Source organism: uncultured Aquimarina sp. (assembly GCF_947500065.1).
Classification (GTDB): Bacteria; Bacteroidota; Bacteroidia; order Flavobacteriales; family Flavobacteriaceae; genus Aquimarina.
Map to the genome: position 1 here is coordinate 308,914 of NZ_CANMQT010000001.1, position 14,237 is coordinate 323,150.

Here is a 14,237-nt window from a genome sequence, read left to right on the forward strand (position 1 = left end):
GATGAAACGACATACAACTACTGCAGTGCAGCGAAAAAGGAAAAAGAAACCTTTATCACAAAAACAGATTTTGATGATTGGACTTGGAGGGGGCATGGCATTAGGGTTAGGATACCTTGCTTATAACCATTTTAGAAATAAAATTGCTGCAAGACGAAGCTTTACTAATGATCCAATTACAATTCCTTCTGAAGACATTGTAACAACACCAAATTTACCAGTGGCTGCCGATGGCAGCTTTCCGGTGAAGCGAGGAGCTAGAGGTTCATTGGTAGTGATGATACAAAATGCATTACTGACAAAAGGCGGACAGGCCGCTTTAATTATAAAGGAGACTAGTTTTAAGAATGGTCATGTAGATGGAATTTTTGGAAGAGGAACAGAACGAGCTCTTAGAGCTGCTGGTTTTCCTTCTGCAATTTCACAAAGCCTTTTTACCACTTTAGTAGGCAAAACCACAACATCAGGATTCGATGCAGCATCGATCTCAAAAGAAATTATAGACGCTGCCAATAAAAGAAATCTGTTTGGAGTACTTGGTGGATTGAAGAAAATAAATTCAGTATCCCAATATCAACAAGTCAGTACTTTTTTTCAAGGAGTTAGAATTAATGGAATTCGAGTAACTTCTTTAGTCAATGCATTGCTTAGTGTAGCTTTCAAACAAAAGGAACTGGAAAAAGTGAAGATCAGAGCCGAATTCAGACGAATGGGACTCAAACAAAACGCAAAAGGAGTATGGTTTATCCCAGGACTTGGTGCCATAAACACTTTTGAAAATAATCAGAATCAGGTTAATAATGAATGGAATTTGGCAATTGCCATAAAACCAACATTGCTTAAAGCTACGGATGGATCTTTTATAGTGCCTGAACTAGCTCCCAATACAGTCGTAGGATATATCACGGGAATGGAGAATGGTACTACCAGGATTCTAACACAATCCGGAGAAACTGTCTTTGCTCCTACCAGAAACCTATCCTCCTTCTGAAAAGTAAAACTAATAATGTAAAATTTAAAAGTAAGAACATGAAAAAAGTAATTCGATGGTTACAACCGATTTTTGATAAGTTCCAACCGCTTTGGAGTTATTTCAAGGTATGGAGAGAATTATCTTCTTTAGCCGTTGGACTGATTCTTTGGATCCATAGTGCGTTTTTCCTTAGATGGATAGATCCCACAGCTGGAACCTACGATGCAGGAGTATTTCAGGTATATCTGTTTGCCATTATTGGAATTTTTATCCTGCACGGAATTGTACGCATACTAATGAAACTCATTTGGCCTACTTCAGAAGATTATTTAGACCATCATTTTAGAAACGATTTTAATACCATAACACCATGGCAAAAGCTAAAATTATCCACTTTTATATTCTTTGCTTTCTTGTTTGCAGTAGCATTATTAGCCAGGGCTTTGTAAGCCAGACAGAAATTCAAAACGATGAGCAACACAAACGGGAATGTGTCAAAGAATTATATGATTCTCAGGTAGGAGTTCGCGAAGTTGGTGGTGTCAATCTTGGACCTCATGTAGAAATGTACCTCACCAGTGTAGAGCTTGGTCCTGGATATGCTTGGTGCGCAGCTTTTGTCTCTTGGTGTTATCAGAATGCAGGAATTCAAACACCGCTTAGTGGCTGGGTTCCCAGCTACGCATTACAGCGTAAGCGTATTTATCAAAGAGGAAAATTTGAATTGGAGGAACCACAAAAAGGTGATTTGTTTTTGATATGGTACCATACACTAAACCGTCCGGCTCATATTGGTTTTATAGATCAGTGGAGAGAGAAATGGGTTGTCACAGTAGAAGGAAACACCAACGATAACGGATCAAGAGAAGGTGATGGTGTGTATCGAAAACGAAGATTGAAAAAACAAATATGGGTAGTTTCGGACTTTATCAGTAGCACTGACAGGCAAGAATTACCATAGCCTATCAACTAAAAACTATCAACGATCAACTATGTTGGCAAAGAGTTTACAAATATTACAAAGTAAAGGGTACAAAGTATATAGAGAACCTTACAGGCTCAACATCGTTGGATATCGCAGTCGTTTTATAAATAGTAACCGTTTTGATGATGAGATCCATGTTTTCTATACCAATGATAAAGGGAAATGGCTATATCATATGTTTAAAGCCACTACGGATCCCGGGCAATATTGGCTTGACAATCCAATGCATCCACAGGGAACTGCTTTTCTGAAGAAAGGACAGTATATAGATGCATATAGTTTAGGATTACACCGGGGAGTCTATCAAGCATTGGTACAAAAAGCTCCTGTGAGTGTCATTAGAGACTATGAGCGCAAGGGACTTTTTAAATGGTTTGAATCAGGATTTCATGATACTGGAAGATTCGGGATTAACATTCATCGAGCCAGAAAACAAGGAACTACCAAAGTAATTGATAACTTTTCAGCTGGCTGCTTGGTATTTGCTAACGCAAAAGATTATGACAGTTTTCTTAAACTTTCTAATGAACACAGAAAACGATATGGAAATTCTTTTACAGTAACCCTGGTAGATTTTAGAGATGAACGAAGAAGACGTTTACAATTAGTAGCCTGGGGATCATTGGTAGCTACAGGAGGATTGTTATTACTTAATAGAATGAACTAATGAAAGTTTCTAAAAACACACAGAAAGCTGGTTGGGTACTTATTGGGAGTATGCTTGGATTTATTGTAGCGAAAAAATACGCCAAGAAGGAAACCTATCCCTTCATATTAATTGGTGGTTTTATTGGGACTTGTCTGGGTGAAGAATTAATAACTGAAGAACAAAAACAAATGATATGAAGTGGAATATGAAACTTCAGAAAGATAAAAGAAAGCGATGCAGAGCTTTTATTAAAGCTTTGGAAAAAATATCATCTGAATACGGAGTAGCGGTTGACAGTTTCGGAGCTCCTTATGTTTTAGAAAACCCACAAACTATAACCTATGAAGTAGATGATGATACGGAATCTCTAGAATCGATATGGGAAGGGAAAGAAGGATATGATTTTTATATCAATAAGAATTTAGCGAAGTAATATGAATGAAGTACATCAAAAGGGAATCTATTTTGAAGGGGAACAACCTATAAAACTTCGTGCATATTATAAATATGAACTAGCAGCTTTATATAACGTTTGTAGCAAAACCTTCTCTTCTTGGATACATACCTATCTGGAAGAATTAGAAAAATTTGGTTATAAGAAAAGTACCAAACTCCTACGACCGGAAGTCGTCCGTTTTTTGTTTGAAAAGTTAGGAGAGCCTTAAATTATAAAAAGAGAATTTGGATATAAGGAATAAATAATCCCATATTTGCAAAACAAAATGAGAAAAAATACAATACATATGGCGCCGAATTCACTGTTTAGTCAGTGTGAATATCGATGGATGAATGAATTATCCATACGAAACTGGGCGCTTTGTGACTATTTTAATCTATTTTTTGAATGATATAAAGTAGAAAAATACCAGATAACAGCAAGCGTCCAAGAAATTGGGCGCTTTTTTTATGAAAAAAATTTAAAAAATATTGATAAGATAACTGACAAATAAAAAATAAGACTTGGAAGATAAGCATCAGGGAGACAGACGATTGCCAAAATATCCAAAATCCGTTGAAAAACGGACAGGACTTTTTATGCTTAAAATTAATCTTAACTAATTGATTATCAATAAAATAAAACATTTTTTTATTTGGTATTTTAAAAAATGTTTTGATCTTTGCATCGCAATCAAAGCAACAAATATATTACAAGATTGCATTAATAATAATAGATAAAAAATGACACCGAGTAGTTTACATAGTTTTTCAAATCGACTCTTAGAAGAGCAACTGGAATATTGTTCCATGGTAAATGAGGATGTCTTTTTTGTAGAAAGGGGAGTGATTATAATATAGACTTTATAATTACCCGATATACAAAAAGACGCCCGAACAAGGCGTCTTTTTTATTATATATAATTTAAAAAAATAAGGAGAGTAGGCAAATATTGGTTCGTTGCGCTCGTCTGCTAAACGAGTCTGCTCATAAGCAGTGAAGGTTCAATTCCTTTGCTCTCCGCAATATGATACTGTAGCTTAATTGGTAGCGCCGATGAGCTGTTATCCATAAGATAGTAGAGCCTGTGCTGGACTTGATCCGGTATTCGAATCCTGCCGGTATCGCAAAAGACAAGATGGCTGAATGGTAAAGGCAGCGGTTTGCAAAACCGTTTTTATGAGCCTGTCTGCCTTAGGTAGATTTAAATCTCATTCTTGTCTCACTCAATGGAAGTATTGAGCAATTGGTTGGCTCTCCAGACTGTAAATCTGGTCTCCTCGGAGCATGTAGGTTCGAATCCTTCTACTTCCACAAGGTACCGAGGTCTTATGACCATAATTCCTGACTGTCTCTCAGGAATTTGTTCTGGATTCTCCAGGATCGGTACTAAAACTATACGGAAGAACAAGCCAATAGGTGGTGGCCGCAGTCTTGAAAACTGTTAGGAGCTAATGACTCGTGTGGGTTCGATTCCCACTTCTTCCGCAAAAGCGTCTACAAAATGCGCTAGGTATAAATAGGCTGTAAAGTTCAAATTTTCCTAGCTGCAAGTATAAATCTGGGGGTATAACAATTGGTAGTTTACCCGCCTTGGACGCGGGAGGTTATAGGTTCGAGTCCTGTTCCCCAGACAAAATGCTCCATTAGCATAGTGGCTAGTGCACCCGGCTTTCTATCGGGAGACAAGGGTTCGATTCCCTTATGGAGTACAAATTTGAGGTATAACTCAGTTGGTAGAGTACTGCTTTCATAAGGCAGAAGGCTTGGGTTCGAGTCCCAATACCTCGACAATTGCAGGGATGGCGAAACCGGTAAACGCACCTGATTTAGAATCAGGAAATCTGAGAGTTCGAATCTCTCTCCCTGTACTATGCTCCGCTAGCCCAACTGGAAGAGGCATCTGGTTTAAGCCCAGTTCAGTCTTGGTTCGAATCCAAGGTGGAGTACAATATAGGCTCATGGTGTAAATGGAAGCACCCAAGGTTACGACCCTTGAAGTATAGGTTCGAGTCCTATTGAGCTTACAAATTGACCTGTGATGTAACGGCAGCATCCAAGACTTTGACTCTTGGTGTAAAAGTTCGAATCCTTTCAGGTCATCAATATGGTGTCTCTAGCTTATCTGGTAAAGCGTCTCACTGTGAATGAGAAGAACAGGGTTCGAATCCCGGAGTACACCCTAAAAGGAATAGTAGCGAAGTTGGTCATTGCGTTGTATTGAAGATCCGAGGATACAGAGTCTGTGCCGGAGTTTATCCGGCATTCAATTCCCGTCTTTTCCAAAAAAAATGTAAATAATTTTAACTACGCAAAAACATTGCGTAATAACCTAAAACATTTGCAGTGTTATTAAAATAAAACGTTCATAAAAATATTAAAAAAAGCAGGTCAAATAAAAGTTACTTCAACATTTCATCGCACTGAACCAACTTTTATAATTACCAGCTAAAAACGGGGCAGTAGCTCAGATGGTTAGAGCAGGTTAGTTTATAGATTACCTTTAAAAAATCGAATACAAGGTGAAAATATTCCATACTGGTCAATTTAAACATACTTCAACAGGAAAAGTCCCTCATAGGGGCTTTGGTTCGAGTCCAAATTGTTTAAAGATTACCAATTAGGTCAATATAAACTTACTTCAGCGCTTTTAACGCCCAGGTCGTGGGTTCGATTCCCACCTGCTCCACTAAATGGTCAATAAAAACTTACTTCTACAGGTTCAATTCCTGCCCTCTCGTATGAGAGGCATTGGTTATAAAGTTCTTAAATTACCATTTAAAATTAAGGTCAATTGTTTCTTACTTCAAAACTCTTTTAGGTAGAATCAGAAACAAAATTATCTAATTTAAAAATTAAAAAAATGAAAGAATTATTACAAATCAGTATCCGTCAAAATGCAATTTATATTCCTCAGGAATCTATTGTTGACGGAAAAAATGAAATTACCGAAACAACATCGGTGTTACTGGCAAATGTATCCAAATTAGGGTATACATTTTCAGAACCTTTGTTACGTGCTTTAAACAGTACTAATCCAACATATAAACTAGAAGTATTAGAAGTGCTGAAGGAAATAATGGGTGTGAACAAAAATTGGACTCCATTAGTAAAAGGTTGGGATATTCCTACAGGTGAATCCGTAGTTGATCATATCGTTACTGCATTTACCAATATATTCAAAAGTAAAAGTGATACTCACCTATCTTGTGGACATACCATTCCAGAAAACACCTTTCCATTAGAACGATACAATGGTTGTCCTTTTTGTGGTACTCCATTTGAATTTGGTGAGATAGAAACTTATGGTCAAGGAAGCAAATTAAAGGTGTTAGATCTTTGGACAGATAAAAACGTTCAGGAATTTTATAATGATTTGCTAACCTCTAAAACTGCTTTGGATGCAACGCAAGTAGCTAGTTTAAAAAGTTTACTAAACATATATTCTTTACCATCAAATGTGGACATTAAAATGAAAGAGACATTGATGTTGGTAATCGATATCTTGGTAGAAAATGATAGATCAGACGAAGCTCAACAGTTGTTCAAGAATCCTAATGATATCCTTCGATATTTGTGGTATAAGCATACTGGTTTTTTACAAATCATTAAGCCAAAAACTATTATAAAACGTCATTCAGCCAATCATCAAAATTTACATATCGGCTTAGATAAAGGAGCCATGGCTTTGGTTGAAAAACAAAAAGAATTGAAACTAAAGTATTCTAGAAAGGAGTGCTTAATGGTAGCCAAATGGTTGAATAACCTAGCACTAGATGTGGAGAAAAGTTGTGAGATCATGCATCCAAAAAGAGGTATGTGGGTGCGTTTTATCAGAGCATTGCGATTGGCAGAATATAGTAAGCGAAAGGGATTTGAAAATCTTGCTAACTTATTAGATGTATTTTATAACGAGGCTTATGAAGTTTGGGAAGGAAGATTAAATCATTATCGATTAAAACTAGATCCTACGCAGACGTTTGCCTTACTAAAGCAGCGTCCGGGATTGTTCGCACGTTCTTTATTTTCAAATATGCTTTGGTTTGGTGCAGATCAAACTGTAGCCGCTTTTTCTGAAGTAATTGATAAAGTTCCTGCTCGTTTGATTTTTACATTGAATATGTATGCGGAGAATTATTTCAATCCCGCTATGAATAGATCTGTAAAACCTTTGGGAGGAACTAATAAAAGTATTCCTTCTAATAAGTTAATACAGTTGTATGATGAAAAGCAATTGAATCTGATGAAATCGAAGATTGAAGAATTGTGTTTGTTAGCGATGAAAAATCGATTTGCATCAATTCCTACTGAACATAAGACGATCTATATTGATGAAGCATTGTATAAGATTCCGGTGGCAATTGGAGATAGAAGTGAAACCGTACAGGATATGCCATCTGCATTGATGGGTACTCGATTCCCTGTTGAAGGTGATACAGTTCGATTGTTTATGCAATGGGGTAAGGATTTACCTGCTCAGCACTTGGATATGGATTTAAGTTGTAGTGTTTCTTATGAAAAGGGAACAGAGTTTTGCTCATATTCTCAACTTGTGATTCCCGGATGTAAGCATAGTGGGGATATCCAAAGCATTCCTGATAAAATAGGAACAGCAGAATATATTGACATTAACATCAGCGAATTGGCAAAGCTAAAAGCTAAGTATGTCACTTTTACTTGTAATGCATATAGTAATGGTTCTATTACTCCAAATCTGGTTGTTGGTTGGATGAATAGTAAATATCCAATGAGAATTTCAGCTAAAACTGGAGTCGCTTATGATCCATCTTGTGTTGATCATCAGGTACGAATTTCGCAAACAGCTAGCAAAGGATTAGTCTTTGGCGTCTTAGATATTGAAGCTCGTGAAATTATCTGGTTAGAAATGAGCTTTGATGGTCAGGTTGCTCAAAGATTAGATACCAAAGGCGTTGAAGCTTTATTAGCAAAATTAGATAGTAAGTTGAATATTGGAAATTTACTAGAGCTTAAAGCTGAGGCACAAAATCTGGAAATAATCAGTGAACCAATAGCCGATGAAAACTATACTATGGAATGGGCTATGAATTCAGCTGCCGTTACGCAACTGTTAGTTGATTAGTTATTGACACCTACAGAATCTGTTTGATTCCTGTAGGTGTTTTTTTATCAGAACCTAAAATAACCTAACCCGAAACCAAAATCTTTCTATTACCTATTATTATCGGATAATCTAGGAAGATGGTTAAAAGAAATAAGAAAAGACCAAGTAAGGTTTCCCACATCAGCAAACGAGCCAAACAAATCCGAAAGAAAGGAGAGAAATGGACTAATGCGATCAAAAGAGCATCCAAAGAATTAAAATCTAACAAGCGTGCCCTTGGAGCAACTTCAAAAACTTCTTCTTATACTATCAGTGGATTAGATGGTTTAAAAGGATCTACTAACGGTACTCCTATTCCAGAGATTAAGATCACTTTTTCAAGAAAAAGAAGAGTTGAAGGAAAAATAGGTTCTGCAAAAGATGTAGCTACTACCCTATCCAAATTTTACACAAAAAATACTATCGAAGTTAGAGAACAATTTTTCGTTCTCTATTTAGATAATAGCAACAAAGTCCTTGGATATCATACACATTCTGTTGGTGGTATCAAAGGAAGTGTTGTAGATATACGAATTCTATTCTCTGTTGCACTAAAAAGTTTAGCAACTAGTATCATTATTGCTCACAATCATCCATCCGGAGCTTTAAAACCAAGTACTTCAGATATCAGAATAACTTCTAAGATTAAACAAGCAGGAGAATTACTGGATATTCAACTTTTGGATCATATCATTCTCACTAAAGAAAGCTTCTATTCATTTGCGGAAGAAGGAAAATTATGAAAGACTTGGTATTGTTAGATTTGTTTTCTGGTATTGGAGGTTTCCCAAAAGGATTTATGGAAGCCGGATTTAGATTCAAAAAACATTTCTTCAGTGAGATTGACCCTTTTGCCATTGCTAACTATTCATATAATTTTAAAAAATCCAATTATGCGGGACCTATCGAAAACATCAAAAAAGGAACAATCACAAAACCAGATATTATCACCTTTGGTTCCCCATGCCAGGATCTTTCGATGGCTGGAAAACGGGAAGGCATCAAAGGAAGCAAAAGCAAGCTCTTTTTTGAAGCAATTAGAATCCTTGACCTCTATAAACCCAGTCTGTTTATCTTTGAAAACGTCAAAGGACTTTTCTCCAGTAACCAGGGTAAAGACTTTGAAATCGTACTTAGATCGATTGCCAACCTTGGGATATATGACATCCAATGGCAATTGCTTAATACTTCCTGGTTTCTCCCCCAGAATAGAGAGCGCATCTACCTTGTCGGATCACTTAGAAGAAAACCCAGACCGCAAATATTTCCTATCGGAGAAAGCTGTCAAAAGACTCAAAATTGCACTCGAAGAAAACTCTCGGAAGCCAACATTTCTTCAACAATACACACCAAAGTAGGTGACTCATACGTAAAAGACAATCCTTATATCTTAACGATCAGAAGCGGTAGAAATGTAAAAGGAGGATCAAAAGTAGAATTCAGAAGAGATGGCAATACCAATTGTCTTACCAGTGTACCTGAAGATAATTTATTCGTTAATAATTGGATGCCACTAAAAACTGAACGAACAGAAAGCGCTAAAAACATTCGAAAAAAACATCTAAAAGAAGGTAGAGATTATGCTCCATTCCAGGATAAACAATTTATTCCACGTACTAATGGTAAAACAAGTGCGATTCTAGCACAGGGATATCGAGATAATCTATTAACTAATTTAGATTGTATTCGGAAATTTACTCCGTTAGAATGCGAACGTTTACAAGGGTTTCCTGATCATTGGACAAAATATGGTGTCCAAGATGGTAAACAAATAGAATTGAGTGATAGTAGACGATATCAACTGATTGGAAATGCCGTAAGTGTTCCAGTTGTTAAAACGGTTGGAATACAACTTCTAAAAAGTATGTATAGAAGGAATTGTACTGCAAAGGATACTAATTTTGATATTCTTCTTCTGCAATCAAAAGCTTTTAAGCTTCAACTTTTGTTTACCAATATATTGGACACTGCCAACCTGTCTTAGATTTTTATCAAAGTTATTGAACAAATTGATGAACCCGTTCATTTATTTTTTCTTTAACCTTATGACCAATCCCCCACTTTTTTATGTTTCCCATTATATCCAGTGTATAAATAAAATCATTTTCGTCTAAGGCAATTGATATGATCTTATGATCATGTTTTACAACACTGGGAATTCGGATTACTTTCTTTCTTTTAACATTTTTCTTATCATTTATTTTATACAAAATCACCTTATTATCTTCTGCCAAAGTTGCTAAGATATTTTCTTGATTAAACTTCAATTCAATTATATTATCATTGATATCACCCAAGGTATCATAAATTCCATAGGAATCGAAGGATTTATTTTCTATATCTAAATCAAACTTTTCCGTAGTATTTTCTTTCCATATTTTTACTTCATTATCTATTGATCCAGAAACAAAATATTTCCCATCTTTTGAAAAACAAACATCTTCTACACTTTCACTGTGTCCTGGATATTTTTCTGGTTTAGAAGCATTTTTAATTAAATTCCACAAATAAACTTTACCTCCCTTTTCACCAGCTATAAAAAGATCAGAATTATAAGGATGAATATCAACCGATGTAAAACTTAAATCAGGTCTTATCCTATCTAGATTTGTATTTGAACTTTTATTTAAATATATACCTTTGTTTGTCGCAATTACAACTCTATCCTCAACAACCTTAATATCATTAATCTCACCTTCAATGTTAATTGATTCACTTGATAAAAAAGGAGTTAATTTTTTCGAGTTTGAGTTAATAATAGTTTTTATCATAGAAGTATTAGGATCTACAAGATCTAAATGTAATAAACTGTTCCTTTTTTTAAACTTAATTTCATTACCAATTTCCTTTAAATTACTATCAAAAAGACGAATAGCCCTAGATATATTATCCCTAGCAGATGTCTTATATCCTACGTGTAATTTATTTTTTCTGTAATCCAAACGTATACCATTTTTAATAGTGGTACTTTCTTCCTCAAAACTGGAAATATTCCAAGTAGTAACATCTCCTTCTTCTCCAACAGTAATGCAATATTTCGTTCCATTAATAAATGACACGTTATTTACTGCATCACTATGCCCAATTAATTCTTTGGTCATTCTATCATCAGAGGCTTTCTCCAAATCTACAATATATACTCTTCCATCTTTACATCCAATAATCAACTTATTATTTCGAACATCAATCTTATTTATCGTTGCTTTCAAATTTAATGTTACAATAGGCTTTGGTATCAAATCATTCGTTGCAAGATTTTTAAGATCTAATTTGTAAACGGAGCGATCAATTGCAACATACAAGTCTTTTTTCTTTTTGTTACCTATATCGATTTTAATATCTTGGATTTCTTCAATACTTAATTCCGACCTGAGTTTAGTTAAATCATAAAAATTAATAAAATCTTTCATTTGAAGACCAGGATTGTCAGGTAAGCTAAAAGTTAGAAAATAAGGGATTTTATTATCTATGTTAGCGATAATTGAAACTGTGTCTTCGGAAATTTTTTCTATAAATTTTATACGTGATTTATTGAATAGTATTGTATCTTTCAATTTCTCATTGGAACCTATAGAATCTTTAATTAGACGAAACTTTTCAATTGCAATCTTGGAATCTAGAATTGAATCTTGTTTATACACTACAACTTTATGAATTTGTTTATCTTCATCCGACCAGCATAAAAATGTATTATTACCTTTTCTATCTCGAATATGCTCTATTAACGAGATGCCCTTAAATACAGGATTCCCCTCATATTTGAGCTTAAAAGGCTTAATACGTGATACTAGTTCTTCATTAGATTCTGATAGCACTAGTTGATTAACATGCAATCCGAATTTATCCGAATGTAAGATCATAAATCCATTTTCATATTGAAATGGTTCAAAATTAAAGATCCTTGCTTTACTCCTAACAGGTTCTATTTCTTTTAATAACTTCCAATCTATTGTCTTTATCCCACTTCTGAAGTTTAAATGTAGTGGGTAAATTTTGGTATTAGAGTTCAGAAAAATAGTAGTGAAGTTATTATTTCCTTTAAATGCTCTTGTTTTAAATGAATGAATATTATTAATTTTATTAGTATCAATTTCTTTCTTTTGAAAATAAAATGGACGATATTCTAGTGATGAGATTAACTCATTGTATTTCATTTCAAAAATCGGGAATTCTGAATCCTTCAATAATTCTTTATTTTTTAATTCTGCATCAATTTTACTTAATTTAAGATACATTTTAGTATTATCGTTGCCTTCAAAACCAAGTGCGTCGTAAATGTCTTTTTTAATTTTATTTTCCTCCTCATCCTTTTTTGCAACCGTAGCTTCCATCTGTAAGGCTTTCAAGATTAGCTTTTTTAACTCCTGATTTTGTGCTAATAAAATTGGAGCCAAAACGACAATAGCTCCAATACCAATTACAATGCCTAAAGTATTGAATAACTTTCGTCTTTGTAAAGCAAGTCGGCTTTTTTTCCAAAACTGTTTTCTTTCATCATCATCATTAGTACCTGTTATAAAAGGGTTTATGTTATGACCTATATTTTTGATTAGATTACGATCAAGTAAAGTTCTTTTTTTAATTTTTCTTTTCTTTTCTTCTGCATAAGTATCAAAGGCTGAATTGAAATGATCCTTATAATATTCAAAGATGTCTTTATCTACCTTAATTTTTCTAACGATCTTAGCGAGTAAATTATGAGATAACTCTATGTAGTTCCCTTCACGTTTTACAATTCTGGCTTTGATTAGCTCGCCGATAATATCCCCTAAAGAACGATCAACATCGACCTTTGTATCTCCCCATATATCATTTATTATTTTACTTTTTAAAACCTCATTATCGTCTATAGTTAAAATCTTTTTTTCTTCGTTTTTTATTTTTTTTTCTAATTCTATAATTTTTAATGGTTGCTTATTTCCTCTTTTAGAAATAAGACGTTTTAAGAATTTTATAACTGAGTCTTTATGCTTATCACCTTCAATTTCATTCTTCCTATTTATAACCGTCCTATTAATATCTATTATATAATCAGTTAGGATTTTACTGATCTTTCCATACGATTCTATCTCTTCGAGGGTGAATTCCAATGGCTTTTGATTAAATCTTATCTCCTTAGGATTAAGTAGTAATTTCTCATCATCTTTATATGTTCTAATAAAATCTTCAACATATAATTTATCCAGATAAATCTGTAAAAAAGGAAGGTATACTTTTTTATCTACAGAAAGTTGTTGGACAATTTTGTCAACTCTATTATTTTGTATATCCTCTTTAATACGTTTGGAATTAGTTTTTGGCAAATGATTTTGACCGTCTTCAACCTGATTGATATTAAATGCTCTAAATGTGCGTCTAATAATTTTTTTAACATTATTAATATTTGGGTCACTGATTTCACATTTGTAATCAAAAATATGAGGATTAAGGTGCCCTAGTTTTTCTAACCCAGCATAGAATTCTGATTGAATACAAATTAAATTATCAGAGAACTTTACTTGCTTAGATATTAAGTTTAAGAGCAAACTGAATTCATTAATTTCCTTTTCATCACCAAAAAGAAAAAGTTCTTCAAACTGATCAAAAATAAAAAGGGGCTTGTACACTACATTGCTAAATAATTTCCTTGTTTTATTTTCTATATTCTTTAAATATTCATAATTATCATTTTCATCAAACTCAAGTACAATTTCACCATCTTTGGTTGTTTTTAGGGAGTTCGCTATAATACAATTATAATCTATATGAATTGATCGCACCAATTCTGTCGATTCATCTTTAAATAAGTTTTCAATTTCGTTAAAAAAAGATGTTATTAAATTTTCATTTCTTCTTATAACAATGGCTTTCCAATTCTTAGAGTTATTTGCTACTCCGCATTGGGCCAAGCTACTTTTCCCAGAACCAGAAGGACCGAATAACACTACTAAGTTGGTTCTTCTTAAATAATTAAAGACTTTTTCAACTTCCTTAGAACGACCGAAAAAAGTATCATAATCATCCTTTTCAAAGGCATCTAAGAATTTAAAAGGTGAGCTGTATTGATAGTTACTTATTGTACTCATAATATGA

11 protein-coding genes and 12 tRNA genes are annotated in these 14,237 nt (G+C 34.1%); 22 read left to right on the top strand and 1 reads right to left on the bottom strand.

Going from position 1 to position 14,237, the window contains the following annotated elements:
* Position 1 precedes the first annotated feature (1 nt).
* The 22 genes from Q0975_RS01555 (at position 2) to dcm (ending at position 10,149) form a co-directional block, all read left to right on the top strand.
* Positions 2–991: a hypothetical protein gene (locus Q0975_RS01555; protein ID WP_299432102.1), complete on the top strand. Its 990-nt coding sequence runs from the start codon at positions 2–4 to the stop codon at positions 989–991.
* 38 nt (positions 992–1,029) lie between these two features.
* A complete protein-coding gene (locus tag Q0975_RS01560; protein ID WP_299432105.1) occupies positions 1,030–1,422 on the top strand; it encodes a hypothetical protein in 393 nt (130 codons plus the stop codon).
* On the top strand, positions 1,344–1,934 hold the full coding sequence (locus Q0975_RS01565; protein WP_299432108.1) for a CHAP domain-containing protein: 591 nt from the start codon (positions 1,344–1,346) through the stop codon (positions 1,932–1,934). Before Q0975_RS01560 ends, Q0975_RS01565 begins: the two co-directional genes overlap by 79 nt.
* A 31-nt stretch (positions 1,935–1,965) precedes the next feature.
* Positions 1,966–2,625: a hypothetical protein gene (locus Q0975_RS01570; RefSeq protein ID WP_299432111.1), complete on the top strand. Its 660-nt coding sequence runs from the start codon at positions 1,966–1,968 to the stop codon at positions 2,623–2,625.
* A complete protein-coding gene (locus Q0975_RS01575; protein WP_299432114.1) occupies positions 2,625–2,804 on the top strand; it encodes a hypothetical protein in 180 nt (59 codons plus the stop codon). The genes Q0975_RS01570 and Q0975_RS01575 overlap by 1 nt, the downstream gene beginning before the upstream one ends.
* The gene (locus tag Q0975_RS01580) at positions 2,801–3,040 is read left to right on the top strand and encodes a hypothetical protein (RefSeq protein ID WP_299432117.1); all 240 of its coding nucleotides are present in this window, start codon (positions 2,801–2,803) and stop codon (positions 3,038–3,040) included. The genes Q0975_RS01575 and Q0975_RS01580 overlap by 4 nt, the downstream gene beginning before the upstream one ends.
* 1 nt (position 3,041) lies before the next feature.
* Positions 3,042–3,272 (top strand): DUF4248 domain-containing protein, encoded by a 231-nt coding sequence (locus Q0975_RS01585; RefSeq protein ID WP_299432120.1) that lies wholly within the window; start codon positions 3,042–3,044, stop codon positions 3,270–3,272.
* 707 nt (positions 3,273–3,979) lie between these two features.
* A tRNA-Ser gene (locus Q0975_RS01590) sits at positions 3,980–4,066 on the top strand.
* 109 nt (positions 4,067–4,175) lie between these two features.
* A tRNA-Cys gene (locus Q0975_RS01595) sits at positions 4,176–4,266 on the top strand.
* A gap of 8 nt (positions 4,267–4,274) precedes the next feature.
* A tRNA-Tyr gene (locus Q0975_RS01600) sits at positions 4,275–4,357 on the top strand.
* A gap of 87 nt (positions 4,358–4,444) precedes the next feature.
* Positions 4,445–4,531, top strand: a tRNA-Ser gene (locus Q0975_RS01605).
* A 73-nt stretch (positions 4,532–4,604) separates the two neighbouring features.
* A tRNA-Pro gene (locus Q0975_RS01610) sits at positions 4,605–4,677 on the top strand.
* 6 nt (positions 4,678–4,683) lie between these two features.
* Positions 4,684–4,755: transfer RNA gene (locus Q0975_RS01615), tRNA-Glu, on the top strand.
* Positions 4,756–4,761: 6 nt separating this feature from the next.
* Positions 4,762–4,834, top strand: a tRNA-Met gene (locus tag Q0975_RS01620).
* Between the two features lie 5 nt (positions 4,835–4,839).
* A tRNA-Leu gene (locus Q0975_RS01625) sits at positions 4,840–4,914 on the top strand.
* A gap of 4 nt (positions 4,915–4,918) precedes the next feature.
* Positions 4,919–4,992 (top strand) — tRNA-Leu (locus Q0975_RS01630).
* A gap of 6 nt (positions 4,993–4,998) precedes the next feature.
* Positions 4,999–5,070, top strand: a tRNA-Arg gene (locus Q0975_RS01635).
* A 5-nt stretch (positions 5,071–5,075) separates the two neighbouring features.
* Positions 5,076–5,146, top strand: a tRNA-Gln gene (locus Q0975_RS01640).
* A gap of 4 nt (positions 5,147–5,150) precedes the next feature.
* Positions 5,151–5,228 (top strand) — tRNA-His (locus tag Q0975_RS01645).
* A gap of 678 nt (positions 5,229–5,906) precedes the next feature.
* Positions 5,907–8,144: a hypothetical protein gene (locus Q0975_RS01650; RefSeq protein ID WP_299432124.1), complete on the top strand. Its 2,238-nt coding sequence runs from the start codon at positions 5,907–5,909 to the stop codon at positions 8,142–8,144.
* A gap of 119 nt (positions 8,145–8,263) precedes the next feature.
* Entirely contained in the window at positions 8,264–8,908 is a 645-nt protein-coding gene (locus Q0975_RS01655) for a JAB domain-containing protein (RefSeq protein WP_299432127.1), read from the top strand.
* Positions 8,905–10,149 carry a DNA cytosine methyltransferase gene (gene dcm / locus Q0975_RS01660; protein WP_299432130.1) on the top strand — a complete coding sequence of 415 codons (1,245 nt, stop codon included), beginning with the start codon at positions 8,905–8,907 and terminating at the stop codon, positions 10,147–10,149. The genes Q0975_RS01655 and dcm overlap by 4 nt, the downstream gene beginning before the upstream one ends.
* A gap of 13 nt (positions 10,150–10,162) precedes the next feature.
* Here dcm and Q0975_RS01665 read toward each other — a convergent pair whose 3' ends face one another.
* On the bottom strand, positions 10,163–14,230 hold the full coding sequence (locus tag Q0975_RS01665) for an AAA family ATPase (protein ID WP_299432133.1): 4,068 nt from the start codon (positions 14,228–14,230) through the stop codon (positions 10,163–10,165).
* Positions 14,231–14,237: the final 7 nt, after the last annotated feature.